The sequence below is a fragment of the Pseudomonas sp. NPDC090752 genome (assembly GCF_055584805.1).
Window position 1 is genome coordinate 258,408 of sequence record NZ_JBVJLI010000007.1, and the last position, 21,993, is coordinate 280,400.

Annotated in this window: 26 protein-coding genes; 14 read left to right on the forward strand and 12 right to left on the reverse strand. The window is 62.4% G+C overall.

Features of this window, described 5'->3' with window-relative positions:
- The first annotated feature begins 77 nt into the window (after positions 1 to 77).
- The 5 genes from ACZ6YA_RS12540 to ACZ6YA_RS12560 all read left to right on the forward strand — a co-directional run bounded on the left by ACZ6YA_RS12540 (position 78) and on the right by ACZ6YA_RS12560 (position 4,912).
- Positions 78 to 623, forward strand: a complete 546-nt coding sequence (locus ACZ6YA_RS12540) for a sigma-70 family RNA polymerase sigma factor (RefSeq protein WP_465897423.1) — start codon at positions 78 to 80, stop codon at positions 621 to 623.
- On the forward strand, positions 620 to 1,549 hold the full coding sequence (locus ACZ6YA_RS12545) for a FecR domain-containing protein (RefSeq protein ID WP_465897424.1): 930 nt from the start codon (positions 620 to 622) through the stop codon (positions 1,547 to 1,549). Before ACZ6YA_RS12540 ends, ACZ6YA_RS12545 begins: the two co-directional genes overlap by 4 nt.
- 81 nt (positions 1,550 to 1,630) lie before the next feature.
- Entirely contained in the window at positions 1,631 to 3,958 is a 2,328-nt protein-coding gene (gene fecA, locus ACZ6YA_RS12550) for a TonB-dependent Fe(3+) dicitrate receptor FecA (protein ID WP_465897425.1), read from the forward strand.
- Between the two features lie 179 nt (positions 3,959 to 4,137).
- Complete coding sequence (locus tag ACZ6YA_RS12555; RefSeq protein WP_016395445.1) at positions 4,138 to 4,485, forward strand: HPF/RaiA family ribosome-associated protein; 348 nt, start codon at positions 4,138 to 4,140, stop codon at positions 4,483 to 4,485.
- A gap of 124 nt (positions 4,486 to 4,609) precedes the next feature.
- Positions 4,610 to 4,912, forward strand: coding sequence for a DUF3509 domain-containing protein (locus ACZ6YA_RS12560; protein ID WP_403134665.1), 303 nt, complete (start codon positions 4,610 to 4,612; stop codon positions 4,910 to 4,912).
- Positions 4,913 to 4,915: 3 nt separating this feature from the next.
- On the opposite strand, the gene ACZ6YA_RS12565 is transcribed toward ACZ6YA_RS12560, so the two are convergent.
- Positions 4,916 to 5,212: a hypothetical protein gene (locus tag ACZ6YA_RS12565; protein WP_465897426.1), complete on the reverse strand. Its 297-nt coding sequence runs from the start codon at positions 5,210 to 5,212 to the stop codon at positions 4,916 to 4,918.
- A 113-nt stretch (positions 5,213 to 5,325) separates the two neighbouring features.
- Positions 5,326 to 5,796, reverse strand: coding sequence for a phosphate-starvation-inducible protein PsiE (locus tag ACZ6YA_RS12570; RefSeq protein ID WP_465897427.1), 471 nt, complete (start codon positions 5,794 to 5,796; stop codon positions 5,326 to 5,328).
- A gap of 226 nt (positions 5,797 to 6,022) precedes the next feature.
- Between ACZ6YA_RS12570 and ACZ6YA_RS12575 the strand changes: the two genes are divergently transcribed.
- A complete protein-coding gene (locus ACZ6YA_RS12575; RefSeq protein ID WP_465897428.1) occupies positions 6,023 to 6,286 on the forward strand; it encodes a YebG family protein in 264 nt (87 codons plus the stop codon).
- 147 nt (positions 6,287 to 6,433) lie between these two features.
- Here ACZ6YA_RS12575 and ACZ6YA_RS12580 read toward each other — a convergent pair whose 3' ends face one another.
- Positions 6,434 to 7,453 carry a Glu/Leu/Phe/Val dehydrogenase family protein gene (locus tag ACZ6YA_RS12580; RefSeq protein ID WP_403134656.1) on the reverse strand — a complete coding sequence of 340 codons (1,020 nt, stop codon included), beginning with the start codon at positions 7,451 to 7,453 and terminating at the stop codon, positions 6,434 to 6,436.
- A gap of 123 nt (positions 7,454 to 7,576) precedes the next feature.
- On the opposite strand from ACZ6YA_RS12580, the gene ACZ6YA_RS12585 reads away from it, so the two are divergent.
- Positions 7,577 to 8,383 carry a SirB1 family protein gene (locus ACZ6YA_RS12585; RefSeq protein WP_465897429.1) on the forward strand — a complete coding sequence of 269 codons (807 nt, stop codon included), beginning with the start codon at positions 7,577 to 7,579 and terminating at the stop codon, positions 8,381 to 8,383.
- Here the strand turns inward: ACZ6YA_RS12585 and maiA are convergent.
- The 3 genes from maiA to hmgA are packed head-to-tail and all read right to left on the reverse strand — an operon-like array spanning position 8,377 to position 11,619.
- The gene (gene maiA / locus ACZ6YA_RS12590) at positions 8,377 to 9,009 is read right to left on the reverse strand and encodes a maleylacetoacetate isomerase (RefSeq protein ID WP_465897430.1); all 633 of its coding nucleotides are present in this window, start codon (positions 9,007 to 9,009) and stop codon (positions 8,377 to 8,379) included. The two genes, ACZ6YA_RS12585 and maiA, sit on opposite strands and share 7 nt — an antisense overlap.
- A gap of 12 nt (positions 9,010 to 9,021) precedes the next feature.
- Positions 9,022 to 10,314 carry a fumarylacetoacetase gene (fahA, locus tag ACZ6YA_RS12595; protein WP_465897431.1) on the reverse strand — a complete coding sequence of 431 codons (1,293 nt, stop codon included), beginning with the start codon at positions 10,312 to 10,314 and terminating at the stop codon, positions 9,022 to 9,024.
- Positions 10,315 to 10,317: 3 nt separating this feature from the next.
- A complete protein-coding gene (gene hmgA / locus ACZ6YA_RS12600; protein WP_465897432.1) occupies positions 10,318 to 11,619 on the reverse strand; it encodes a homogentisate 1,2-dioxygenase in 1,302 nt (433 codons plus the stop codon).
- 114 nt (positions 11,620 to 11,733) lie between these two features.
- Here hmgA and ACZ6YA_RS12605 point away from each other — a divergent pair, with 114 nt between their 5' ends.
- On the forward strand, positions 11,734 to 12,516 hold the full coding sequence (locus ACZ6YA_RS12605) for an IclR family transcriptional regulator (protein ID WP_465897433.1): 783 nt from the start codon (positions 11,734 to 11,736) through the stop codon (positions 12,514 to 12,516).
- A gap of 229 nt (positions 12,517 to 12,745) precedes the next feature.
- Here the strand turns inward: ACZ6YA_RS12605 and ACZ6YA_RS12610 are convergent, their stop codons facing one another.
- The 3 genes from ACZ6YA_RS12610 to ACZ6YA_RS12620 form a co-directional block, all read right to left on the reverse strand.
- Positions 12,746 to 13,660 carry an SDR family oxidoreductase gene (locus ACZ6YA_RS12610; RefSeq protein WP_465897434.1) on the reverse strand — a complete coding sequence of 305 codons (915 nt, stop codon included), beginning with the start codon at positions 13,658 to 13,660 and terminating at the stop codon, positions 12,746 to 12,748.
- A 114-nt stretch (positions 13,661 to 13,774) separates the two neighbouring features.
- On the reverse strand, positions 13,775 to 14,680 hold the full coding sequence (locus ACZ6YA_RS12615; RefSeq protein ID WP_465897435.1) for an alpha/beta fold hydrolase: 906 nt from the start codon (positions 14,678 to 14,680) through the stop codon (positions 13,775 to 13,777).
- 197 nt (positions 14,681 to 14,877) lie between these two features.
- Positions 14,878 to 15,333: a flavodoxin gene (locus ACZ6YA_RS12620; RefSeq protein ID WP_465897436.1), complete on the reverse strand. Its 456-nt coding sequence runs from the start codon at positions 15,331 to 15,333 to the stop codon at positions 14,878 to 14,880.
- A 102-nt stretch (positions 15,334 to 15,435) separates the two neighbouring features.
- Here ACZ6YA_RS12620 and ACZ6YA_RS12625 point away from each other — a divergent pair, with 102 nt between their 5' ends.
- Together ACZ6YA_RS12625 and ACZ6YA_RS12630 are read left to right on the forward strand one after the other, a co-directional pair.
- Positions 15,436 to 15,864, forward strand: coding sequence for a PAS domain S-box protein (locus tag ACZ6YA_RS12625; protein WP_465897437.1), 429 nt, complete (start codon positions 15,436 to 15,438; stop codon positions 15,862 to 15,864).
- A 59-nt stretch (positions 15,865 to 15,923) separates the two neighbouring features.
- Positions 15,924 to 16,541, forward strand: a complete 618-nt coding sequence (locus ACZ6YA_RS12630) for a hypothetical protein (protein WP_465897438.1) — start codon at positions 15,924 to 15,926, stop codon at positions 16,539 to 16,541.
- On the opposite strand, the gene ACZ6YA_RS12635 is transcribed toward ACZ6YA_RS12630, so the two are convergent.
- On the reverse strand, positions 16,526 to 17,458 hold the full coding sequence (locus ACZ6YA_RS12635) for a MerR family transcriptional regulator (protein ID WP_465897439.1): 933 nt from the start codon (positions 17,456 to 17,458) through the stop codon (positions 16,526 to 16,528). The genes ACZ6YA_RS12630 and ACZ6YA_RS12635 overlap by 16 nt on opposite strands.
- 218 nt (positions 17,459 to 17,676) lie before the next feature.
- On the opposite strand from ACZ6YA_RS12635, the gene ACZ6YA_RS12640 reads away from it, so the two are divergent.
- The 4 genes from ACZ6YA_RS12640 (at position 17,677) to ACZ6YA_RS12655 (ending at position 19,647) form a co-directional block, all read left to right on the forward strand.
- Positions 17,677 to 18,237 (forward strand): antibiotic biosynthesis monooxygenase, encoded by a 561-nt coding sequence (locus ACZ6YA_RS12640; RefSeq protein WP_465897441.1) that lies wholly within the window; start codon positions 17,677 to 17,679, stop codon positions 18,235 to 18,237.
- A gap of 77 nt (positions 18,238 to 18,314) precedes the next feature.
- Positions 18,315 to 19,007 carry a dihydromonapterin reductase gene (gene folM / locus ACZ6YA_RS12645; protein ID WP_465897442.1) on the forward strand — a complete coding sequence of 231 codons (693 nt, stop codon included), beginning with the start codon at positions 18,315 to 18,317 and terminating at the stop codon, positions 19,005 to 19,007.
- 9 nt (positions 19,008 to 19,016) lie between these two features.
- Positions 19,017 to 19,313 (forward strand): DUF1244 domain-containing protein, encoded by a 297-nt coding sequence (locus tag ACZ6YA_RS12650; RefSeq protein WP_465897443.1) that lies wholly within the window; start codon positions 19,017 to 19,019, stop codon positions 19,311 to 19,313.
- Positions 19,306 to 19,647 (forward strand): HopJ type III effector protein, encoded by a 342-nt coding sequence (locus ACZ6YA_RS12655; RefSeq protein ID WP_465897444.1) that lies wholly within the window; start codon positions 19,306 to 19,308, stop codon positions 19,645 to 19,647. Before ACZ6YA_RS12650 ends, ACZ6YA_RS12655 begins: the two co-directional genes overlap by 8 nt.
- Positions 19,648 to 19,671: 24 nt before the next feature.
- Here the strand turns inward: ACZ6YA_RS12655 and ACZ6YA_RS12660 are convergent, their stop codons facing one another.
- Both ACZ6YA_RS12660 and fabV read right to left on the reverse strand, forming a co-directional pair.
- Positions 19,672 to 20,580, reverse strand: a complete 909-nt coding sequence (locus ACZ6YA_RS12660; RefSeq protein ID WP_465897445.1) for an alpha/beta hydrolase family protein — start codon at positions 20,578 to 20,580, stop codon at positions 19,672 to 19,674.
- 171 nt (positions 20,581 to 20,751) lie between these two features.
- Complete coding sequence (gene fabV, locus ACZ6YA_RS12665; RefSeq protein WP_465897446.1) at positions 20,752 to 21,951, reverse strand: enoyl-ACP reductase FabV; 1,200 nt, start codon at positions 21,949 to 21,951, stop codon at positions 20,752 to 20,754.
- Between the last annotated feature and the right edge of the window lie 42 nt (positions 21,952 to 21,993).

Sequence of the window (21,993 nt, forward strand, 5' to 3'; positions counted from 1 at the left end):
GATGCAATAGTAATGATTTCAATTCTCATAAGCAAAGTCTGAAAGGTCAGTTGCCGAGCAATACGCATGTCACTACAATGCGAACAATTCTTACTACCAGTTGCGCGACTTGGCGCCGGAGTATCACGGTGCCCAGCGCCCTTTCATGTACGGTCGAAGGCCTTTACCACGCCCATCACAGCTGGCTGACCGGCTGGTTGCGCCGTCGCCTGGGCTGCCCGCAGAGTGCCGCCGACCTGGCCCAGGACACCTACCTGCGCCTGCTGCAAGCACGCGAGGCGCCGCAACTGATCGAGCCCCGTGCGTTTCTGGCCACCGTGGCCAAGCGTGTGCTGTGCAACCATTTCCGTCGCCAGGAACTCGAGCGCGCCTACCTGGACGCGCTGGCGCAAGCCCCTGAAAACGTGGCACCGAGCGAAGAACAGAAGGCGATCATCTTCGAGACCCTTCTGGAGCTCGACCGCCTGCTCGACGGCCTGCCGCCCCTGGTCAAACGCGCATTCCTGCTGGCGCAGGTCGATGGCCTTGGCCAGGGCGAAATCGCTCGCGAGCTGGGGATATCGCTGGCCACGGTCAAGCGTTACCTGAACAAGGCGGCCTTGCGCTGCTACTTCGCCCTGTGAATACGTCGTTTTCTTCCCAGGTGGCCGAGCAGGCCGTGCACTGGCTGATCGAGTCCCAGGGCGACGACTTCGACGACACCCAGCAACAGGCGCTGCAACACTGGCTGCTGGCTGATCACGAACATCAACGGGCCTGGGCACATATCCAGCAGGTCAACCAGCGCTTGCGCGGCGTCAGCTCACCGGTGGTGCATGCGACGTTGCAGGCGCCACCCTCCCCCGCACGCCGCCGAGCGCTCAAGGCGTTGCTGCTGGTGGGCGTGGCCAGCGCCGCTGGCATGGGACTGAACTCCCATAACTCTTTGCCAGGCCTGATGGCCGACTATCGCAGCCCGGTTGGCCAGCGCCGGCGCATGCAGCTGGACGACGGCAGCCTGCTGCAACTCAATACCCGCAGCGCCGCCGATGTACGCTTTGATGGCCAGCAACGCGTGGTACGGCTGCTCGAAGGTGAGCTGGCGCTGGACGTGGCCCGCGACACGCGCCCCTTGCTGCTGCGCACCGCTGAAGGGGCTTTGCGCCTGGACAGCGGCCGTTTCAACGTGCGCGAGTTCGAGGGCTTCAGCCTGGTGTCGGTGTTCAGTGGCCAGGCCAGTTTCGCCGGCCAACCGCTGCTGGCCGGGCAGCGCGCGCGCTTTACTGCACAAGGCTGGCGGGCCATCGCCCCGCTGGACCGCAACAGCGGCGCCTGGGTCGACGGCATGCTGGTGGCGTCGCAGATGCGCCTGACCGACTTTCTCGCCGAGCTTGGGCGTTATCGCCAGGGGCAGCTGGGCTGCAGCGAACGGGTGGCCGACCTGCGGGTGTCCGGCTCGTATCCGCTGGATGACAGTGAGCGGATTCTGCAGATGCTGGAAGTGGCCCTGCCGGTACGCGTGCGGCGCTTTACCCGCTACTGGGTCACGCTCGAAGCGCGGGTCAGTTGAAAATAATGTCAATCACCTGAGCCATTTCCTGAACCTCGGGTGACAGAGAAGGCAGAACCCCTTTTTACAGGACCCTTCTCGATGCCCCAGCGCCCCACGCCTCTCGTCCACGCCCTGCTGCTCGCTACCAGTCTCGGCCTTGCCACGCCGGCCCTGCACGCCGCCGAGGCACGCAACTACCACATCGCCGCCGGCTCGCTGGAAGACGCCCTGAACCAGTTCGGTCGCGAGAGTGGCGCGCTGATCTCGTTCGGCTCGCAACTGACTCAGGGCATCAGCAGCCAAGGCCTGGACGGCCAGTACGACGTGGCCCAGGGCCTCGACGCCCTGCTGCGTGGCAGCGGCCTGCAGGCAAAGCAGGAGGCCGACAATGCCTTCAGCCTGCAACCGGTAGATGCCGCGCGGCCTGGGGCTACCGTGGAGCTCGGCGCTTCGACCGTGGTCGGCGACTGGCTGGGCGAAGCGCAACAGGACAACGTTTTCGAGCACCCCGGTGCCCGCGACGTGGTGCGCCGTGAAGAGTTCGAACGCAATGGCGCCACCACCGCCCGCGAAGTGCTCAACCGCATGCCGGGCGTCAACGCTCCGGACAACAACGGCACCGGCAGTCATGACCTGGCACTGAACTTCGGCATTCGCGGCCTCAACCCGCGCCTGGCCTCGCGTTCGACGGTGCTGATGGACGGCATTCCAGTGCCCTTTGCACCCTATGGCCAACCGCAACTGTCGCTGGCGCCAATCAGCATGGGCAACATGGATGCGGTGGACGTGGTGCGCGGCGGCGGTGCCGTGCGCTATGGCCCGCAGAACGTCGGCGGCATCGTCAACTTCGTGACCCGCGCCATTCCCGAACAGGCGACCTTCAAGGCCGCCATGCAGAACCAGATCAGCCCGTCGTCCAGCCATGACGGGTTCAAGAACAGCGCCAACCTGCTGGTCGGCGGCACCAACGACAACGGCCTCGGCGGCGCCCTGCTCTACTCCGGCGTGCGCGGCGGCGACTGGCGCGAGCACAGCGACACCCAGATCGATGACCTGATCCTCAAAGGCAAGCTGAAGCTGGACGAGGCCAACAGCCTGCACGCCATGGCTCAGTACTACGAGGGTGAGGCCGACATGCCAGGTGGCCTGAGCACCGCCGACTTCGACGCCGACCCTTACCAGTCGACGCGCTTGAAAGACAAGTTCTGGGGCCGCCGCACACTGGTCAACCTTGGCTACGACTACAAACAGGACGACCGCCAGTTCAGTGTTAACAGCTTCTTCACCAAAACCCTGCGCAGCGGCTACCTGGACCAGGGCAACTTCGTTTCGCTGTCGCCCCGCGAATACTGGGTGCGCGGCATCGAAACGCGCTTCTCGCAAGGCCTCGCACTTGGCCAGAGCTGGCACGAACTGGGCATTGGCTACCGCTACATCAACGAGGCCGGCCACGAGCTGCGCTTCCGTGAACCGGTCAACGGCAACCTGCCGACCACCGCCAGCCGCAACGACCGCGATACCCGTGGCAGCACCGAAGCCCATGCCATCTACCTGGATGACCGCATCGACATCGGCCGCTGGACGGTTACTCCAGGTGTGCGCTACGAGATGATCGATTCGGCGCAGAACAACAATCTTAGCGGCCAGCGCTACCAGGGCAGCTACAACACCGCCCTGCCCGCGCTGAATGTGATGTACCACCTGACCGACCGCTGGAACCTCTATGCCAACACCGAAGGTTCGTTCGGCAGCGTGCAGTACAGCCAGATGCCCAACCGCGTGACCAGCGGTGAGGTGAAGCCTGAAAAAGCCCGCACCTGGGAAATCGGCACCCGCTACGACAACGGCGACCTGCAGGCCGAAATCGGCGCGTTCCTGATCAACTTCGATAACCAATATGAGAGCAACCAGACCAACGACTCGGTGATCGCCCGCGGCGAGACCCGCCACCAGGGCATCGAGACCAGCGTACGCTACGCACTCGATGGACTAAGCCCGGCGCTGGCAGGCGTTGATGTGCACGCCAGTTATGCCTTCGTTAACGCGACCATTCGCGAAGATGGGCCGAACAAAGGCAATCAGGTGCCGTTCTCGTCGCGCCACAAGGGCAACCTGGGCGTGGGGTATACCGACGGGCCGTGGCAGTTGAACCTGGATGCCAGCTTCCAGAGCAGCCAGTACGCGGACAATGCCAACACCAGCGCCGAAAGCGCCGACGGCAGCACCGGGCGCATCCCGGGCTACATGCTGGTCAGCAGCCGTGCCGGGTATGATTTCGGCCCCCAACTGTCGAACCTGAAGGTCGCGGTGGGGGTGAAGAACTTGTTCAACCGCGAGTACTACACGCGCTCGTTCGATGACAATAACAAGGGCAAGTACGTGGGTGAACCACGCACCTTGTTCGTGCAGACGTCGGTTGAGTTCTGATCGAATAGCGGGCCGCGTCGCGGCCCTTCAAATGGATTTGCTACAAGAAATTTATTTTCAAGAAGGGGTTGAATTCGTTCTGCGGTTGCCTGACCTTAGAGTCAAGAGGCGAAGCTTTTCCAAGGGCTTCAAGGGCCTAGGCACGCCTCCATGCGAGCAAGCTGAATAAGGATTGAATCATGCAAATCCAGGTCAACAGCAGCAACCATATCGAAGGCAACATCCGTCTCAACGAGTGGGTCCGCAGTACGCTGGAAGCCACACTCGAACGTTACGAGGAAGACCTCACCCGCATCGAGGTGCACCTGCGCGACGAGAACGGCGCCAAGCCCGGGCCGCATGACAAACGCTGCCAGATGGAGGCTCGCCCGAAAGGCCACCAACCGATTTCCGTGACCCACACCGCCACCTCGCTGGACCAGGCGGTCGACGGGGCTGCCAGCAAGCTGAACAATGCGCTGGAACACTTTTACGGCAAACTGCGCAGCAAGCGCGGCGTGCTGGAGCTGAGCGATCCCGACGCCTGATTCACCTGTGAACAACAACGCCCGGCCATGTGCCGGGCGTTTTCGTTTGTACTGATCAATGGCCTGAACAAACCTGGCAATTAGCGGGTCAACTCCTGCAATCAATCTTTGCAGAATATTGAACATGAACAATCCATTCGAGCAGATCAGCGCCGCCTTCGCCCCCGAGTACCGGGTCAACCTGAGCATCGAACGTTTGGACGGCAGCATCATGCTGACCCTTTCGGACGATGCTGGCGTGGTCGCCAAGCGCCTGATCAGCCAGGCCCAGCGCAACGACCCGGTGCGCCTGCAGCGAGTCATCGACAGCATTCGCCTGGGCCTGGCCATCGAGTTGGGGCAGAACCCCCTGCAGGTGCTGGCCGCGCTGACCCGTAAAACGGCCCCTGATGCTCGGCCGTTCACGGCAGTCGGCGTGGCCAACTGACGATCAGCCCAGGGAGCTCAACATCCGCCCGATTTCACGCTCCAAGGTCGAGAGGCGCAAACCCGCCACGCGGTGAGCGGGGTCGAAGGTGCCGGGGGCATGAAACATCCCAACCAGACCTTGGTCGTAGGTGGGTTCCTCCTTCCGCTTCAACCAGTGCAGAGACTCTTCGACCAGCGTGTTGCTACGCACCACCCTGTATTCGATGACATCGGCAACTTCGGTGAGATGCACCTTATCGGGGTCGAGGATCAGCGCTTTCTTGAGGTGGGCATGCACATTTTCGGCGGTAATGCTCATTGTTGTTCTCCTGAGGCGCCCGATAATCGTGACCCTATATCACGACGTTTATTGAGCGCCGGCGAGGATTCAACGCCTCGGCAGGCAGGCAACGGCACTAAATAGATAGCACCTCATTTGCCGTCTTCAACTTCCTTGCCATTGGCATCCAGCACCTTGGTCGACGGGTAGCGGTAGGAGGCATAACGCACCACCAGGATCGAGAATGCCAAAAGCAGGATGCCGCCGCACAGGTACAACAACCCTTCATCCGGCGCCTTGTGGTGCGAGACATCACCGATCAGCAGGCGTGTCAGCGCAGTGATCGCCACGTACAGGAGAAAGCGAATCGGCATGTGGTTGGTCTTGAAGTAGATGCCGACCATCGCCCCGAGCTCCAGGTAGATGAACAGTAGCAGGATGTCATCGACACTTATCCCGCCCTTGCCCAGCATGTCCAGGAAGGTCATCACTGCCGCATAGGCGGTGATCGCGCCAATGCCGAACAGGGCGAGGTAGTGGAATGCCTCGACACACAGATTGCCCAGCGAGTCGGCCGAGCCGTGCAGGCCCCTGCGCAATTTATCCGCCCATTTGATGTTCACGATTTCCAGCTCCCCGATACGACCTGAAGGATGATGCGTCACCGCTGTGACGTTTGTGCCATGCAGTTAAAGGGCCATGCCCCTGTCTTGGAAGGCGACCGATTGCCGCAAGGCACCTGTGAGCTAAGCTTTTTTGCGGCAAGGCTTGCACCTGAGGTGCGATGCCATTACTGTATGCGCATACAGTGATCTATCAACCAACCGCAAAAAGGCACAGAGGTGATGAATGGCCGTCGAAGTGGTGTACCGCAGCAGCCGCGACCCGGAGCGCTTGTTCATGGATAAGGCCGAAGCAGATCGTCACGACAAGATGCTCGAACTGGCCGAGCGCCTGGCCGAGGTGTTGCAGAAGGCGGTGCCTTCAATGAGCGAGCAACAGGTCGAGGAAGCGGGTATCTATATGGCCAAGAACCGTGACGTGTTCGCACGGGCGTTCAAGAGCCAACCGGATGCGTTGGCAGAATTGCTGGAAGGTGGCGCTGCAGAGTAAGTGCCACTGTGGGAGCGGCTTTAGCCGCGAATCGGTGGATGGCACCGGCTTCGCCGTTGTTCGCGGTTGAAGCCGCTCCCACTGTGATTGTGCCAGCTTCTAGAGCATGGGACAGGCAGTTGCCTTCACAGATCGGCGGTCAGTTGTTCATCCATATAGCAACCGCTCCGCCAGCATTTGCGCAACCCTTGCCGGCGAGCGCTTCTCGGCCTGGGCGTGGGCAAATACTTCGGTCAGCCGCTCCGGTATCCGCGCCAGTTGCCCGGTGATGGTGCTCAACTCTTCACCACGGTGTTTCATCGCCACGTAGATCAAACCACCGGCATTGATCACGTAATCCGGCGCGTAAAGAATCCCCCGTGACTCCAACTGGTCAGCCACCTGCAAGGTGGTCAGCTGGTTGTTGGCCGCGCCGGCTACCGCCGCACAGCGCAACTGCATCACCGTCTGGCCATTGAGCACCGGCCCCACACCGCACGGCGCGAAGATATCGCAGGGGGTGCTGATCAACGCGTCGTTGGTCACCGGGTGAGCATTGAACTGCTCGACCGCCAGCCGTACCCGCCCAGGGTCCAGGTCACTGACCAGCAGCTCGGCACCTGCCGCATAGAGTTGTTCGGCCAAGGCATATCCGACGTTGCCCAGGCCCTGTACCGCCACGCGCAAGCCTTTGAGGTCACTGTTACCCAAGCGGGCGAGACAAGTCGCTCGAATGCCGGCGAACACGCCCATGGCCGCATGTGGCGATGGGTCACCCGAGGCCGTGGTGCTGGTCACATGCGGCGTGCTCTGGGCAATGCAGTCCATGTCCAGGGTCGAGGTGCCGCTGTCCACGGCGATGATGAAGCGCCCCTGCAGGGTGTCGATGAAGCGGCCAAACGCCTCGAACAGCGCCGCGCGGTTTTCTACATGCGGGTTGCGCATGATCACCGCCTTGCCACCGCCCAACGCCAACCCGGCCAGGGCCGCCTTGTAGCTCATCCCTTGAGCCAAGCGAATGGCATCGGCCATGGCGCTTTCATCGTCGGCATAGGGCAGGTAGCGACAACCACCCAATGCCGGCCCTCGGATCTCGCTGTGAATAGCCACCACAGCCTTGAGGCCCGTTTTTGGATCGGTGAACAGGTGCAGCGACTGGGTGCGGGTGCTTTGCATCAGCGCGAACATCGGCGGGCTCCCCTGCGAGGTGCTTTCTCTAGTATAGGCATCGGCTTACACAGCACCGGGCAACCGGACCACTGGACGAATCACGGCGCCACAGCTATTACTCAAGCATGTGGAGATACCCCGATGAACCCACGCCAAGCCTGCCTGGCCTGCCTGGAACGCGAGCCGGTCGCCCTGCTGGAAGCTACCTTGTGGATAGCCGTAGAGCACGATCGGAAAGTCGAGCCCGCTGCCAGCCTTGTCATCTTGCAGCACTTGTACGCTGAGATCAGTGCCAGCCTGCCCATGCTACCCGTGGGCGAACTGGCCCAGCCCCTGCTTCGCCAATTGAACACGCTGGGTTTCCAGCAGGATGAATATCATCCCCTGCGCCCGCAGGCGGCACTGATGGACAAAGTGCTGCAACGCCGACGCGGCCAGCCGCTTGCACTGGCGATCATGACCCTGGAACTGGCTCGGTGCCTCTCCATTCCACTGGAAGGGGTGGCGTTTCCTGGCCATTTCTTGCTGCGGGTGCCCGGCGCCGATCACCTGCTCGACCCTTGCGGCGGCCGGCGCTTGTACCCCAATGATTGCCGCGAGCTGCTCGCTCGCCAGTTTGGCCCACATGTGCCGCTTACCGCCGAGCACCTGCGCACGGCCACGCCAACGCAAATGCTGCAGCGCCTGTCGCGCAACCTGCGCCAGTTGCACATCAGCAACGACAACCACCTGGCTGCGCTGATCGATGCCGAGCGGGTCATGCAGTTGGGTCCGGTGCAGGTCAGCGACTACACGACCCGCGCATCGCTCTATCAACACCTGGATTGCCCACAGGCCGAACGCTTCGACCTGGAACATGCCTTGCTGCTGACCGACGACCCGGTGCAGCGCCTGAAGCTGTCTGAACGGATTGGCAAGCTACCGCTGGCCAACCGTTCGATTCACTGAGCCGGGGTATCCGCCTGGCAGGCGGGGTGCGCCTTGGCGAATGCCGGATGCCCAGCGGCCAACTGCGCCACCCGTTGGATACGCGGATAGCTGCCAAGCTCGATGTTGAAACGCTCGGCCGCATACAGCTGGGGGATTAGGTAAACATCCGCCAAACCCGGATCCTCGCCAAAGCAATAGCCCTCATCACCGATCAGTTGCTCCACGGCTGCCAGCCCCTGGCCGACCCAGTGAGCGATCCACTGATTGACCTGTGCCTCGTCGTGGCCCAACTGCCGTAGCTGGTTGAGCACGCTGACGTTGTGCAACGGATGGATATCGCAACCGATGATGGCCGCCACGCCGCGCACCTTGGCCCTTGCCGCAGCGCCGGCCGGCAATAGGGCAGGCTGTGGATAGGCCTCTTCCAGGTACTCGATGATCGCCGGTGACTGCACCAGCAACGTGCCCTCATCGATGCGCAGGACTGGCACCCGGCCCTGCGGGTTGACCTCGACATAGTCAGCGGCACGTTGCTCGCCCTTGAGCAGGTTGACCGGCAGGGCCTGGTAATCCAGGCCCTTGAGCGCCAAGGCAATACGTACACGGTACGAGGAAGTGGAACGGTAATAGGTGTACAGCTCCATGGCCGGGCTCCCTCAGTTGGCGGCGATGATCTTGCCGCGGCATTCACCGAAGCCGATGCTGGCCACGCCATTGCGCTGGCAACGGGCACGCAGGATGATCTCGTCGCCATCTTCAAGGAACTTGCGCACCTCGCCACTGGCCAGTTCCACCGGCTGCTTGCCGCCCTCGGTGATCTCCAGCAGGCTGCCGTAGGAATCAGGCGTGGCGCCGGACAGCGTGCCCGAGCCGAACAGGTCGCCTGGCTGCAACTGGCAACCGTTGACGCTGTGGTGGGTGATCAACTGCGCCACGGTCCAGTACATGTTCAGGGTGTTGCTCAGCGCCAGACGATGGGCAGGCAGGCCCTGCTCACGCATGCGCTCGGTGAGCAGCAGCACTTCCAGTTCGATATCGAAAGCGCCATTGGCCTGGTCGCGCGCATCCGACAGATACGCCAAGGGTTGCGGGTCTCCCTCGGGGCGCGCTGGCTGGGCGCAGCGGAACGGCTCCAGCGCTTCGGCAGTGACTACCCAGGGCGACAGTGTGGTGATGAAACTCTTCGACAGGAACGGCCCCAGGGGCTGGTACTCCCAGGCCTGGATATCGCGCGCCGACCAGTCGTTGAGCAGGCACAGGCCCGCCAGGTGTTGGTCAGCTTCGGCGATCGGAATCGCCTGGCCCATGTCATTGCCCTGGGCGATCCAGATGCCCAGCTCAAGTTCGTAATCCAACCGCGCGCAGGGCCCGAAGCTAGGTTCAGAATGGCCGGCCGGGAGGGTCTGACCTTTGGGACGGCGGACATCGGTGCCCGACGCACGCAAGGTCGAGGCGCGGCCGTGGTAGCCGATCGGCACGTACTTGTAATTGGGCAGCAGCGGGTTGTCGGGGCGAAACAGCTTGCCGACGTTGGTGGCGTGCTGAATGCCTACGTAGAAATCGGTGTAGTCGCCAACTTTGGCCGGCAGGTGCAGTTGGCAATCACTGGCCGGATACAACGCGGCCTTGAGTGCAGCCTGGTGCTCACTGTGTTCGCCCAGCAGCGCCAGCAACCGCTCCCGCAGGGCCACGCGAGCATTGCGACCGAGGGCGAAGAAGGCATTCAGTGCGCCACCACGGGTGGCTTCCACGGCGGTCCTGGCTTGATCCTCGAACAACCCGGTGGCCAGCACGGCCTCCAGGTCGAGAATCGCATCGCCAATAGCGACGCCGCAGCGCAGCGCTTCACCCTGGCGGCTGAAGATGCCCAGCGGCAGGTTCTGCAGCGGGAAGTCGCGGTGCCCATTGGCAGTTTCGACCCAACTACGGGCAATGGCGGACAGGCTCATGGGTTATCTCCGGTTCGGGTTGAAGGTGCTCGGCAAGGTGGCCCAGCAACTGTCGTAGTCGGCCTGCAATTGCGGGCACTCAAGGGCCTTCTGGCTCGGACGAAGTACCTGGCTGGTCTCGAACATGAAGGCCATGGTGTTGTCGATCTTGTGCGGCGCCAGGTCGGCGGCAATGGCTTTTTCGCAGGTTTCGGCATCGGGCCCGTGGGCGCTCATCACTCCGTGCAGCGAGGCGCCGCCCGGCAGGAAACCTTCGGCCTTGGCATCGTAGGCACCGCTGATCAGGCCCATGAATTCGTTCATCAGGTTGCGGTGGAACCACGGAGGCCGGAAGGTGTTTTCGGCCACCATCCAGCGCGGTGGGAAGATCACAAAGTCCATGTTGGCGAGGCCATGCACGCTGGTCGGCGAGGTCAGCACGGTGAAGATCGACGGGTCTGGGTGATCGAAGCTGACTGTGCCAATGGTATTGAAGCGACGCAGGTCATATTTGTAGGGCACGTTGCTGCCGTGCCAGGCGACCACGTCCAGTGGCGAATGTTGCAGCTCACAGGACCAGTGTTCGCCGAGGAACTTTTGCACCAGTTGAACCGGGCCATCGGACGCTTCGTAATGCGCCACTGGCGTCAGGAAGTCACGCGGGTTGGCCAAACCGTTGCTGCCGATTGGGCCGAGGTCGGGCAGGCGCAGCGGTGCGCCGTGGTTCTCGGCGATGTAGCCACGGGCCTGGCCATCGAGCAATTCGACGCGGAACTTCATGCCGCGCGGGATCACCGCAATTTCCAGCGGCTCGACCTCCATCACCCCCAGCTCGGTGGCGATGCGCAGGCGACCCTGCTCCGGCACCAGCAGCAGCTCGCCATCGGCATTGAAGAATACCCGCTCCATCGAGCGGTTGGCGCAATAGATGTAGATGCTGACGCCTGCCGGCTTTTCCGCTGCCGAGTTGGCCACCATCGGCAGCCAGCCTTCGACAAAGTCGGTCGGTTCGGTGGGGAATGGTTGCGGGCTCCAGCGCAGGCGATTGGGCGTAACAGCACCCAGCGGCCCGCACAGCGGCTGGCGCACCAGCCGCTCGAAGCGCGGGTGCAGGGCCGACGGGCGGATGCGATACAGCCAGGTACGGCGAAGCTCGCTGCGCGTCATGGTGAACGCCGTGCCCGACAGCAGCTCGGCATACAGCCCATAGGGAGCCTTCTGCGGTGAGTTCTGCCCAACGGGCAGCGCCCCAGACAATGCTTCGCTGGCGAATTCGTTACCGAAGCCGCTCAGGTATTGAAGGTCGGGCGACGCGTCGCGGTTCATCGATGCCTCCGGATTTTGTTTTTATCGTAATCAGATTACGAATAACGTAATTTGCTCCGAGCAAGGCGTCAAGCTATAAAGGCGCGACTCGAAAAATCCGGAAACGTCCTACCCATGGCCAAAGCCAGCTCCCCCACCGACACCGGCAAGCAGAAGGTCCGCTCGGCGGAAGTCGGCACCGATATCCTCAAGGCCCTAGCCGAACTGTCGCCATCCACTTCGCTGTCGCGTCTGGCCGAACATGTGCAAATGCCGGCGAGCAAGGTGCACCGATACTTGCAGGCGCTGATCGCCAGTGGTTTTGCCGAGCAGGATGCGGCCACCAACCACTACGGGCTGGGGCGTGAGGCACTGCGGGTGGGGTTGGCGGCACTTGGCAGCATCGATGTGCTCAAAGTCGCGGCGCTGCCGCTGTCGCAACTGCGCGACGCGCTGAACGAGAGCTGCTTCATTGCCGTGTGGGGCAATCAGGGTGCGACGGTGGTGAGCATCGAGCCTGCCGTGCGTGCCGTCACGGTGGTGACCCAGATCGGTTCAGTCCTGCCGCTGCTCAGCTCGTCCACCGGGCTGGTGTTCGCCGCCTACCTGCCCGAACGTGAAACCCTTGAGCTGCGTGACAAGGAACTGAACGTGTTGCAGCACAGCGCCAGTGACTACGACACGTTGCTGGCCGGCATCCGCGAGCAGGGTTTGCACCATGTCCATGGTTTGCTGATGCCAGGGGTGGATGCGCTGTCGGCGCCGGTGTTCAATGCGATGGGGCAGATTGCTGCAGTGATGACCGTGGTGGGGCCGACATCGATCTTCCATGCCGATGAACATGGTCCAGCGGCGCAGCGCCTGCAGGCAGCGGCGCGGGACACCAGCTGGCGCATGGGCTACTCGCCAGCGCCCTGAAACGGCACTGCGGCACTGTTGCCCCAAGCGTAAAGGTGAATGTCACAAGCGGCTATTTTTCCCACGGGATCAAGCGCTTATTCTTAACCCACTGGCCGGCATGAAGGGCAACTACCCCCCCGCCCCTCAGGCCCGCGAGGTTCACCGACGTTGATTTTGAAGCTCCTTGATCTAACGTCTCGATTGGCCGCTGCGTTTTGCAGCGGCCTTTTTTATTGCCCGTGCAACGTCATCCCAGCGGATACTTCTGCAGGTTCGCCATCATCTGCTGCAACGCCTGCAAGCTGTCTTGCGGATGGACCGCCTCGGCAAAATCACCAATCTGCGCCCAGCTCTGCGCCACCTGTTCCGGCGTGAACCCTTCGCGCGGGTCGAAGCCGACACCCAGGCTGCGCTCCCAGCGCACCTTGCCAACCCAGCCGCCGCCCACCTCGAACAGCTGGCCGCTGTCCTCGCACTGTTCGCTGCCCAGGTAAACCACCAGCGGGCTGACCAGCTCCGGCTTGAGGCGCTCGAACACTTGCGGCGGAATCAGACCCTCGGTCATGCGTGTGCCGCCCGTTGGCGCAATCGCATTGACCAGCACACCGTGCTTGCGCCCTTCGATGGCCAGGGTGCGTGTCAAACCATACAAGCCCAACTTGGCCATGCCATAGTTGGCCTGGCCGAAGTTGCCGTATATGCCAGAGGTCGACGCGGTAAAGATCACCCTTCCCCAATTCTGCTCGCGCAAGTGCGGCCAGGCTGCACGCGTGGCTTTGTAGGCGCCCTCGACGTGGACCTGATAGACCTGATCCCAATCACTGTCTTCCATCTTGAGGAATGACTTGTCGCGCAGGATGCCGGCATTGTTCACCAGCACATCGACCCGGCCAAAACTGTCCAGCGCTTGTTCAACGATGCGTGCACCATTGCTGACCGAATCGTGATTGGCGACCGCCGTGCCACCTGCGGCGCGGATTTCGTCCACTACCCGATCGGCCGCCGAAGCGCTCGCGCCTTCACCTTGGGTGGTACCGCCAAGGTCATTGACCACCACCTTGGCGCCACGCGCGGCGAACAGCAGCGCATGGGCGCGGCCCAGGCCACCACCGGCCCCCGTGATGATCACCACACGGTCTTGCAGACTTACCGGCTCGCTCATGCTCATGGCTCCAGGTCAGGTTGAATGTGTCGAGTGTCCGCCAGCCCCTGCCGGCGGACAATGGAGTTCACTCAGGCTGAATGCCAGGCGATAACGCTGAACGATGTCACCCGTTCAGGACCAGGCCACCTTTTGCGGCAGGTAGCTCAGCGGTTGTTCACGAAAGGCCAGGTAGTGGCGCAACACCTGCACCGGCGCTTCGGTGTGCGGGTAATGGCCAATGCCTTGCAGTTGCACGGTGTCGGGGTTGGGCACAAGTTGCCGATAGCGCTCTACCATGTGCGCGCCCGAAAGCGGATCGACCACGCCATTGATGAAGCGTAGCGGTACGCTCTCGCGCTGCAGTGCGCCGACCCAACGCTCACGATGCAGCCTGCGCTCGGTCACAAAACCGACCAGTTTGTGCAGGATGCGCGTGCCACCGTTGGCCGCAATCAGACTCCAGAAGTCATCCAGCGCACTCTCGCTGGGGTGTGTGCACGGTCCGTAAACCTGCGTGACATTTCGCACCAGATCATCGCGCCCGAAAGACCGCGCCACCAACCAGCCCAAGCGGCTAAGCAGCAGCTTCTGCACAAGCAATACCCGGCAGCTTTCAGCAATCAAACCGCTGTTGAGGAATACGCAACTGGCGATTTCTGCGCGCTGCTCGTGGTGTCGCGCCAGCAGTTCCTGGGCCACGCTGCCACCGTAATCGTGCGCCAGCAGGTGCACGGGCTGGCTGACCTGCAAGTGGGCAAGCAGCGCCTGCTGCAGGTCAGCCTGCTCCAGCAAACTGTAAGTGTGGTTGAGCGGTTTGGCCGAATCGCCGAAGCCGAGCATGTCGCAAGCGATTAGCCGAAAGCGTTGAGCCAGAGGCGTCCAGAGGTAATGCCAATCCCAACTGGCGGTTGGGAATCCATGCAGAAGCAGCAGGGGCTCTCCTTGCCCTGCGGTCCAGTAGCGAATGCTCTGGCCCCGGAATGTGAAACTCTGACTCCGGGTACGCCAGACGCACAATGGTATCTCGGCCAAAGGCATCAGAGTCGTCCCGGTAGTGAGGGGGTATTGGAGGAATAGGGCAAGGCTGCGGTCATTGCATGTCACCTCGGCACATACATGTGCTCTCTATGTCGAGGCTGAGTCTAGTCAGGCGCAATGCCGGTGAAACTTGCGTTGCCAGCCAGCTTGATGACCGAGCGAGTCAGTGGCACGAACGGTCACTCTGCTGGCTCGCCTCAGGCCTTCAAGGCCTGGGCAAACGCTGCCAGCCAAGGCTCGGCATCGGTCTCTGGGGTGACCGTTTCGCTGGCATCGAGCTTGAGCATCGGCTGAACTTCTCGCACGCCAAGCTCGGCGAACAGCTCACGCATCTGCTCACCGCCACCGCAGTAGGTATCGCCATAACTGGAATCGCCCAGGGCGATCACCGCCCCCGGCAGACCGCGCCAGGCGGCAGGCAATGTGTCGCGAATTGCACTGTACAGCGGCATGAGGTTATCCGGCAGCTCGCCCATGCCAGTGGTCGAAGTCACTGCCAGCAACGCTTCAGGGGCAAAACCTTCGAGGTCCTGCTGAGTGGCGCGTGCCGCGTGCCAGGCCTCGAAGCCTGCAGCCTTGAGCAGGGATTCGGCATGGCGGGCGACTTCTTCGGCGGTGCCGTACACCGAGCCGGAAATAATGGCGACTTTCATCGGGAAGTGGATTCCGAAACTGAGTGAAAACGTAGGATACTAGCATTCAACGGTGGCACAAGGCCGCACCTACCAAAGTCCCCCTCTGTGAAAGGCCAGGGCATGATCAACGCGCAATTGCTGCAATCCATGGTCGACGCGTCCAACGACGGGATCGTCGTTGCCGAACAGGAGGGTGAAGACACCATCCTGATCTACGTGAACGCTGCGTTCGAACGCCTGACCGGCTTCAGCCGTGATGAGATCCTTTACCAGGACTGCCGCTTCCTGCAGGCCGATGACCGCGACCAGCTCGGCCGCGCACGTATCCGCAAGGCCCTGAGCGAGGGCCGCCCGTGCCGCGAAGTGCTGCGCAACTACCGCAAGGACGGCAGTGCATTCTGGAACGAGCTGTCAATCACCCCGGTGAGGAGCGATGCCGACCAGCGCACCTATTTCATCGGTATCCAGAAGGACGTCAGCCGTCAGGTCGAGCTGGAACGTGAACTGGCAGAATTGAACGCTCGTCGAAATTCTGACGAACACCTCTGAACCAAGCGCCTACGGCACGGTCAATCCCGTTGAAGAAATCGTCACCACCGAGTTCGATCATGCACGCCGATGCGCTTTTGACCCAGGACGAGCTGGATTTCATCCAGGACATGCAGCATTCCCCGCAATTGAACCTGGCCGACCCCGTGTCGAGCCTACGGGTCAATGGCGACCATCGCATCCAGTCCTTGTTGACCCGCCTGGTCGCCAACGAGCAGGTGACCTTGCAGGCACAGTTCAACAATCAGCAAATCAGTTTCCCGTTGCAGCTGGTGGAAGACGAATTCCACGCCGTACACCTGCAGATCGGCTCGCCGGAAATCTACGAAGACGGCCCGATGTTGCGCCCCTGGCGCCTGTCGATGGACCAGCCAAGCGCGTTGCTCGATGCACGGGGCAAGGTCAGTGGACTGTTCGTGCGCGATATTTCGTTCAAAGGTGCGCTGCTGGAAGTCCGCGGCCTGCCGGAAGCGCCCACGCGTTTCGACCTGCGCTTCGCGCCAGCGGGAATCCCGCCAATTAGCCTTCACGGCAGGCTACGCCGGCGTATCGGGCCGGACCTTGCGGCCTACGACCTCAGCCGCAGCGCAGACGAAGAAATCGAACGGCTGCGTGAATACATCCTTCAAGCCCATCGCCAGGCCCACCCGGAGCTGCACGCTCAGGTATCGAGCTGACCGGCGAGGTATTGCCGCAACCGCAACCGCATCACGGCACCCTCCGCGCCGAGACAGGCTACCGGACTGCCCGCCAGACGCTCCTGGGCCATCTCCGCGGCCTCGCCGGCCAGAAGCAACGGGCACTCCAGCGCCACGGCCAGACGGCTCAAACGTTTGCCCAGTTCGGCAGTGGGGAGGTGATTGGAGAACAGCACCACGGCATCCGGCCTGAGCCTGCTACAGACCACCGCCAGTTCATCCAGCGGCTGTCCGGGCATCAACAAGGTTACCCCGACATCGTCGCTGCACAGCAGCAGGCCGGTAACCAACAATTCCAACTCGAAGCACTGCCCGGGCAAGGGCGCCAGCAGCACACTGCGGGTGCGCCCGCCACGAGCCAGTTGCAGGCGTGAGAACACTCGGGCCCGCAGAAACTGATCGAGGAACAGCCATTCACTGGCCTGGCCGAACGCCCCCTGCCCCGCCGCCAGGTCATGCCAGACAGGCATGAACACCTCAGTGAACACCTGGTCCTGGCTGACGGCGGCGAACACCTGGTCGAACAGCCGGCCCAGGCTGGCGATATCGAAGCGTTGCACCGCCTCGCGCACTTGCGCTTGCCAGCTGGCAGCGCAATCGCCCGCAAGCGTGTCCTGCACTTGGGCCTGGCCGCGGGCCAGGATGCTGCCGACCTTGCTCACTGCAACGCCGCGCTCGAGCCAACCGAGGATGCGACGGATATCGTCGATATCCGCCTGCGAGTACAGCCGGTGGCCGCTGTCGGTGCGGGTAGGCAGGATCAGCCCATAACGCCGCTCCCAGGCACGCAAGGTAACGGCATTGACGCCGGTGAGCCGGGAAACTTCACGGATCGGAAAAAGGTCCTGGTGTTCCAGCCCTGCCTCGGCTTGAGCAGTACGTCCCTGTTTGTTCATCTGCACTGAGTAACCTGTGCGCGGTAATTGAATGCGCATTCTACTACGACGGGATACGTCAAAGGTTAGCAACCATTTACCACTAGATATTGGCCAATCACCGCACCTACGCGATAATTCGCGTCCGATTCTTGCATGAATGCCTACGTTGCCCATCACCCCGGGTTACGCAGTCAAGGGGCAGGCTATCCGCCAGCCCCGCCGCCAGGAGATACACGATGTCTACCCCACCCGTCACCCTGATGGTGTCGCGCCGCGCCGCCCATGGCCGTTACCAGGACCTGCTGGCCTGGCTGCACGAAGGCGAACAGCTCGCCACCGACTTCCCTGGCTACCTTGGCTCGGGCATCCTCGCCCCACCCTGCGCTGGCGATGAATTCCAGATCATCTTCCGTTTCAGCGACGAACCCACCCTGCAAGCGTGGGAACATTCCGCCTCGCGCCGGGCCTGGCTGCAGCGCGGCAACGGCCTGTTCGAACGCCCCAAAGAGAGGCGCGTGAGCGGCATAGATGATTGGTTCGGCGCCAATACGGTGCAAAAACCGCCGCGTTGGAAGCAGGCTGTCGCGATCTGGCTAGCATTCTTCCCGGTATCACTGCTGTTCAATGTTGTTTTCGGCCATTGGCTGGCCGGCCTGGACTTGGTGCTGCGGGTGATGCTCAGCACCCTTGCCCTGACGCCGCTGATGGTCTACCTGTTCATACCCCTCTCGACCCGCCTGCTAGCCAGCTGGCTGCACGCCTCGCCACCAACTGGCACGGCACTGCGCGGCCGTTGAGAGCAGGCCATACAAGAGGGAATCAGTTCGGGTATGCTGGACGGCAACGACAGGAAAGACAAGTTGACCGCCCGCACATGAATAGCCCAATTCTCGTTACCGGAGCCAGCCAGCGCGTCGGGCTGGCCTTGGCCCTTGAACTGGCAGAGGCCGGCCATAATGTGGTCAGTGCCAGCCGCAGTGTTCAGCCGCAGTCCGCGCATCCGAACATCGTGCACTTCCAGGCCGACCTGTGCCAGGCGAGCGACCGCCAGGCACTGATCGATCATCTTCAGCAGCACTACGACGGGCTGCGCGCGATCATCCACAACGCCTCGCTGTGGCTGGACGATGGCCTGGACAACCTCGAGACCATGTTCCGCCTGCACATCGAAGCGCCGTACCACTTGAACCTGGCCCTGGGCGATCTACTGGCCAAGGTCGACAAGGCCGACATCATCCACATCTGTGACGAAACCTCTTCACGGGGCAGCAAGAGCCATATCGGCTATGCCGCGACCAAGGCCGCGCTGCAGAACATGGTGCTGTCGTTCGCCGAAAAATACGCGCCCAAGGTGCACGTCAACGGTATCCTGCCTGGGCTGCTGATCCTCAAGGAAGGGGGTGACGACGCCTACCGCCAGCAGACCCTGCAAAAGGCCCTGCTGCCATTCGAACCCGGCGCCGGGCCACTGATCGAGACGGTCAAGTACCTCCTTGCCAGCCAGTACAGCACCGGCAGCCAGGTGGTCATCAACGGTGGCCGTCACCTGAAGAATCGCATGACCTGAGAGAAACCCATGACGCCCCAACAACAGCTCGAACTCGAAGCCGCCGCCTTCCGGCGCCTGGTCGACCATCTGCAGAAGCGCACCGATGTGCAGAACATCGACCTGATGAACCTCTCCGGTTTCTGCCGCAACTGCCTGTCCAAGTGGTACAAGGCCGCGGCCGACGAGCGTCAGGTCGACATCAGCCTGGATGACGCCCGTGAATCGGTGTATGGCATGCCCTACGCCGAGTGGAAAGCCCAGTACCAGAAAGAAGCCAGTGCCGACCAGCAGGCGGCATTTGAAAAAGGAAAACCTCGTGACTGATCTGAATACTCTGCGTGCCAGCTTGGCCAGCGGCGAACACGCCTTTGCCGACACCCTGGCGTTCATTACCGGCAACTACAGCTACCAGCCCCAAGCCTTCAACAATGGCGGCGTGGAAAATGCCGCCGGGCAGAACGAAGGCTCGTGCAAGACCCTGGGCCTGGCCCTGCTGGAAGGTTTGAGCGATCAGGAGGCCCTGCTGGCCTTCGGCGAGCACTACCGCGATGTGCTGGCTACGCCAGAAGGCACTGACCATGGCAACATCCGCGCGCTGATCAAGCATGGGCTGGCGGGCGTGAAGTTCACCGCGCAGCCGCTTTCGCGCAACGCCTGATGCCAACAGGCCGGGCCGGCACCATCAGCTGATGATCTGTCCCGGCCCGTCTGCCACCAACTTGCCGCGTTGCAACCACTGCAGCGCAAGCGGCCACAAGCTGTCGCGGAACCGATCATGGAAGAACGCGAAGTGGCCAATTTCCTCGACCGAGATATCCACAGGCGCGATCCGCAGATGCCGACGCTCGGCACCCTGCACATAAGCTAGCAATCGCTCGGTAGCTTCCACCGTGCCAAACGGGTCATCGGTCAGGCTGATCGCCAGCGTTGCAGCCTGCACCGTTGCAAACGGCACCCACTCCAGGCTTTGCCCGCTGGGCCTGTGCTCATAGCGTGGAGTACGGGCAGTCCAGTCCTGCACCACGCCTGCCGGCGTGTCTTCCATCCAGCCCAGGCGCTTGCCGGGGAAGTAGCCGAATGCACGGGTCAGCAACGGCATCACCACATGCCATTTGCCAAACAGCCGCCAACGCTGATCGGCCGCGTAATCGCGCCAGTAGGCGAACTGCGCGCCCACCATCACTAACCGCCGGACCTGCCCCGCTGAAGGCGCCAGCCCTACGGCGCAACCGCCAAAGCTGTGCCCGACGACATCCACCGTTTGGCCAGGAAACGCCTGCGCGGCGTGTGCGAGCATGGCCTCGAAATCCAGCCGGCCCCAGTCGCTCCACGAGGCCTGGAACCCACGCAAGGACGGTGGCCGGGATTCGCCGATGCCACGGTAGTCGTAGGTAAGGACGTCGCAGCCTTGGGCGAACAAGTAGTCGGCAAAGCGGGCGTAGTAACGGCAGCGCACGGACGTGGCAGCGTTGATGATCACCAGCGGGCGCTGGGGGTTGGCCTGGGCGTGGCGCCAGCAGAAACCACCGAGGCTGTAACCGTCGGCTGCGGTCTGGCGAAAGGGCGTGGCCGGTTGGGCGAGGCTGCTCATGGCGCGCTTCCTGTTGTTATGCGCCAACGCTAGCAAAAAATCTTGTGTCTGTACTGGCCTCTTCGCGGGCGGTCCGACGCCTCGGCAAGCCCGCTCCCACAGGTACTCCACTGTGGGAGCGGGCTTGCCGAGGCGTCGGACCGCCCGCGAAGGGGGCAGCCCAGATTCAGCTTATACCTCGATGCAGTCGAACTTCACATCGGTCGCCACGTCTTCGTCGTAGTTGACGTCAGCGCGCTCGAAGCCGAACAGGTTGAGGAACTGCTTCTTGTAACCGGCGTAGTCGGTCAGTTCGAACAGGTTCTCGGTGGTCACCTGCGGCCACATGGCCTTGCAGGCGTCCTGCACGTCGTCGCGCAGTTCCCAGTCGTCCAGGCGCAGGCGGCCCTTCTCGTCCAGCTCCGCCGGCGCGCCGTCGGCACGGTACATGCGGTCACGGAACATGCGGTCCAGCTGATCCTGAGTACCTTCGTGAACGCCCTTCTCCTGCATGATCTTGAAGACCATCGACAGGTACAGCGGCATGACCGGAATGGCCGAGCTGGCCTGGGTGACCACCGACTTGAGCACGGCTACGTTGGCGCTGCCGCCGACTTTCTTGGCCAGGCGCTCGGCCGTTTCGTCCAGGTCCTGCTTGGCCTTGCCCAGGGCGCCGTGCCAGTAGATCGGCCAGGTGATCTCGGTGCCGATGTAGCTGAAGGCAACGGTACGGGCCTGTGGCGCGAGCACACCAGCGGCGTTCAGGGCATCGATCCACAGTTCCCAGTCCTGGCCGCCCATGACGGTGACGGTGTCGGCGATTTCCTGCTCGGTGGCCGGCTCGATGCTGGCCTCGATGATGGTGTCCTTGTTGGTGTCGATGGCGGTCGACTTGTACGGCTGGCCGATCGGCTTGAGTGCGGAACGGATCACTTCACCGGTCTGCGGCAGCTTGCGCACCGGCGAGGCCAGGGAGTAGATGACCAGGTCGACCTGGCCGCCCATTTCGTTCTTGATCAGCTCGATGACCTTGGCGCGGGCTTCGTCGGAGAAGGCGTCACCATTGATCGACTTGCTGTACAGGCCCTCGGCCTTGGCGAACTTGTCGAAAGCAGCCGCGTTGTACCAGCCGGCGGTACCGGGTTTGGTCTCAGTGCCTGGTTTTTCGAAGAACACGCCCAGGGTGTCGGCCTTGAAGCCGAAGGCCGCGGTGATGCGCGCTGCCAGGCCGTAGCCGCTGGATGCGCCGATGACCAGGACCTTCTTCGGGCCATCCTCGCGCACGCCCAGCTTGCGGGTGGCTTCGATCTGGTCACGGACGTTGAGCTCGCAGCCCTTCGGGTGAGTCGTGGTGCAGATGAAACCGCGAACCTTAGGATGAATGATGGCCAATGTCTGTACCTCGTCAGGTTTATGCAGGGAAGCGCCGCCCTG

What these genes read in the sequence shown, in the direction of transcription:
- ACZ6YA_RS12605 (WP_465897433.1), top strand. Translation starts at nt 11,734, where the DNA reads ATGGCCAAAGCCAGCTCCCCCACCGACACCGGCAAGCAGAAGGTCCGC.
- ACZ6YA_RS12565 (WP_465897426.1), bottom strand. Translation starts at nt 5,212, where the DNA reads ATGAGCATTACCGCCGAAAATGTGCATGCCCACCTCAAGAAAGCGCTG.
- ACZ6YA_RS12615 (WP_465897435.1), bottom strand. Translation starts at nt 14,680, where the DNA reads ATGCCTTTGGCCGAGATACCATTGTGCGTCTGGCGTACCCGGAGTCAG.
- ACZ6YA_RS12625 (WP_465897437.1), top strand. Translation starts at nt 15,436, where the DNA reads ATGATCAACGCGCAATTGCTGCAATCCATGGTCGACGCGTCCAACGAC.
- ACZ6YA_RS12585 (WP_465897429.1), top strand. Translation starts at nt 7,577, where the DNA reads ATGAACCCACGCCAAGCCTGCCTGGCCTGCCTGGAACGCGAGCCGGTC.
- ACZ6YA_RS12555 (WP_016395445.1), top strand. Translation starts at nt 4,138, where the DNA reads ATGCAAATCCAGGTCAACAGCAGCAACCATATCGAAGGCAACATCCGT.
- ACZ6YA_RS12630 (WP_465897438.1), top strand. Translation starts at nt 15,924, where the DNA reads ATGCACGCCGATGCGCTTTTGACCCAGGACGAGCTGGATTTCATCCAG.
- folM (WP_465897442.1), top strand. Translation starts at nt 18,315, where the DNA reads ATGAATAGCCCAATTCTCGTTACCGGAGCCAGCCAGCGCGTCGGGCTG.
- ACZ6YA_RS12660 (WP_465897445.1), bottom strand. Translation starts at nt 20,580, where the DNA reads ATGAGCAGCCTCGCCCAACCGGCCACGCCCTTTCGCCAGACCGCAGCC.
- maiA (WP_465897430.1), bottom strand. Translation starts at nt 9,009, where the DNA reads ATGGAGCTGTACACCTATTACCGTTCCACTTCCTCGTACCGTGTACGT.
- fecA (WP_465897425.1), top strand. Translation starts at nt 1,631, where the DNA reads ATGCCCCAGCGCCCCACGCCTCTCGTCCACGCCCTGCTGCTCGCTACC.
- ACZ6YA_RS12560 (WP_403134665.1), top strand. Translation starts at nt 4,610, where the DNA reads ATGAACAATCCATTCGAGCAGATCAGCGCCGCCTTCGCCCCCGAGTAC.
- ACZ6YA_RS12575 (WP_465897428.1), top strand. Translation starts at nt 6,023, where the DNA reads ATGGCCGTCGAAGTGGTGTACCGCAGCAGCCGCGACCCGGAGCGCTTG.
- ACZ6YA_RS12620 (WP_465897436.1), bottom strand. Translation starts at nt 15,333, where the DNA reads ATGAAAGTCGCCATTATTTCCGGCTCGGTGTACGGCACCGCCGAAGAA.
- ACZ6YA_RS12610 (WP_465897434.1), bottom strand. Translation starts at nt 13,660, where the DNA reads ATGAGCGAGCCGGTAAGTCTGCAAGACCGTGTGGTGATCATCACGGGG.
- hmgA (WP_465897432.1), bottom strand. Translation starts at nt 11,619, where the DNA reads ATGAACCGCGACGCGTCGCCCGACCTTCAATACCTGAGCGGCTTCGGT.
- fahA (WP_465897431.1), bottom strand. Translation starts at nt 10,314, where the DNA reads ATGAGCCTGTCCGCCATTGCCCGTAGTTGGGTCGAAACTGCCAATGGG.
- ACZ6YA_RS12640 (WP_465897441.1), top strand. Translation starts at nt 17,677, where the DNA reads ATGTCTACCCCACCCGTCACCCTGATGGTGTCGCGCCGCGCCGCCCAT.
- ACZ6YA_RS12540 (WP_465897423.1), top strand. Translation starts at nt 78, where the DNA reads ATGCGAACAATTCTTACTACCAGTTGCGCGACTTGGCGCCGGAGTATC.
- ACZ6YA_RS12635 (WP_465897439.1), bottom strand. Translation starts at nt 17,458, where the DNA reads ATGAACAAACAGGGACGTACTGCTCAAGCCGAGGCAGGGCTGGAACAC.
- ACZ6YA_RS12580 (WP_403134656.1), bottom strand. Translation starts at nt 7,453, where the DNA reads ATGTTCGCGCTGATGCAAAGCACCCGCACCCAGTCGCTGCACCTGTTC.
- ACZ6YA_RS12650 (WP_465897443.1), top strand. Translation starts at nt 19,017, where the DNA reads ATGACGCCCCAACAACAGCTCGAACTCGAAGCCGCCGCCTTCCGGCGC.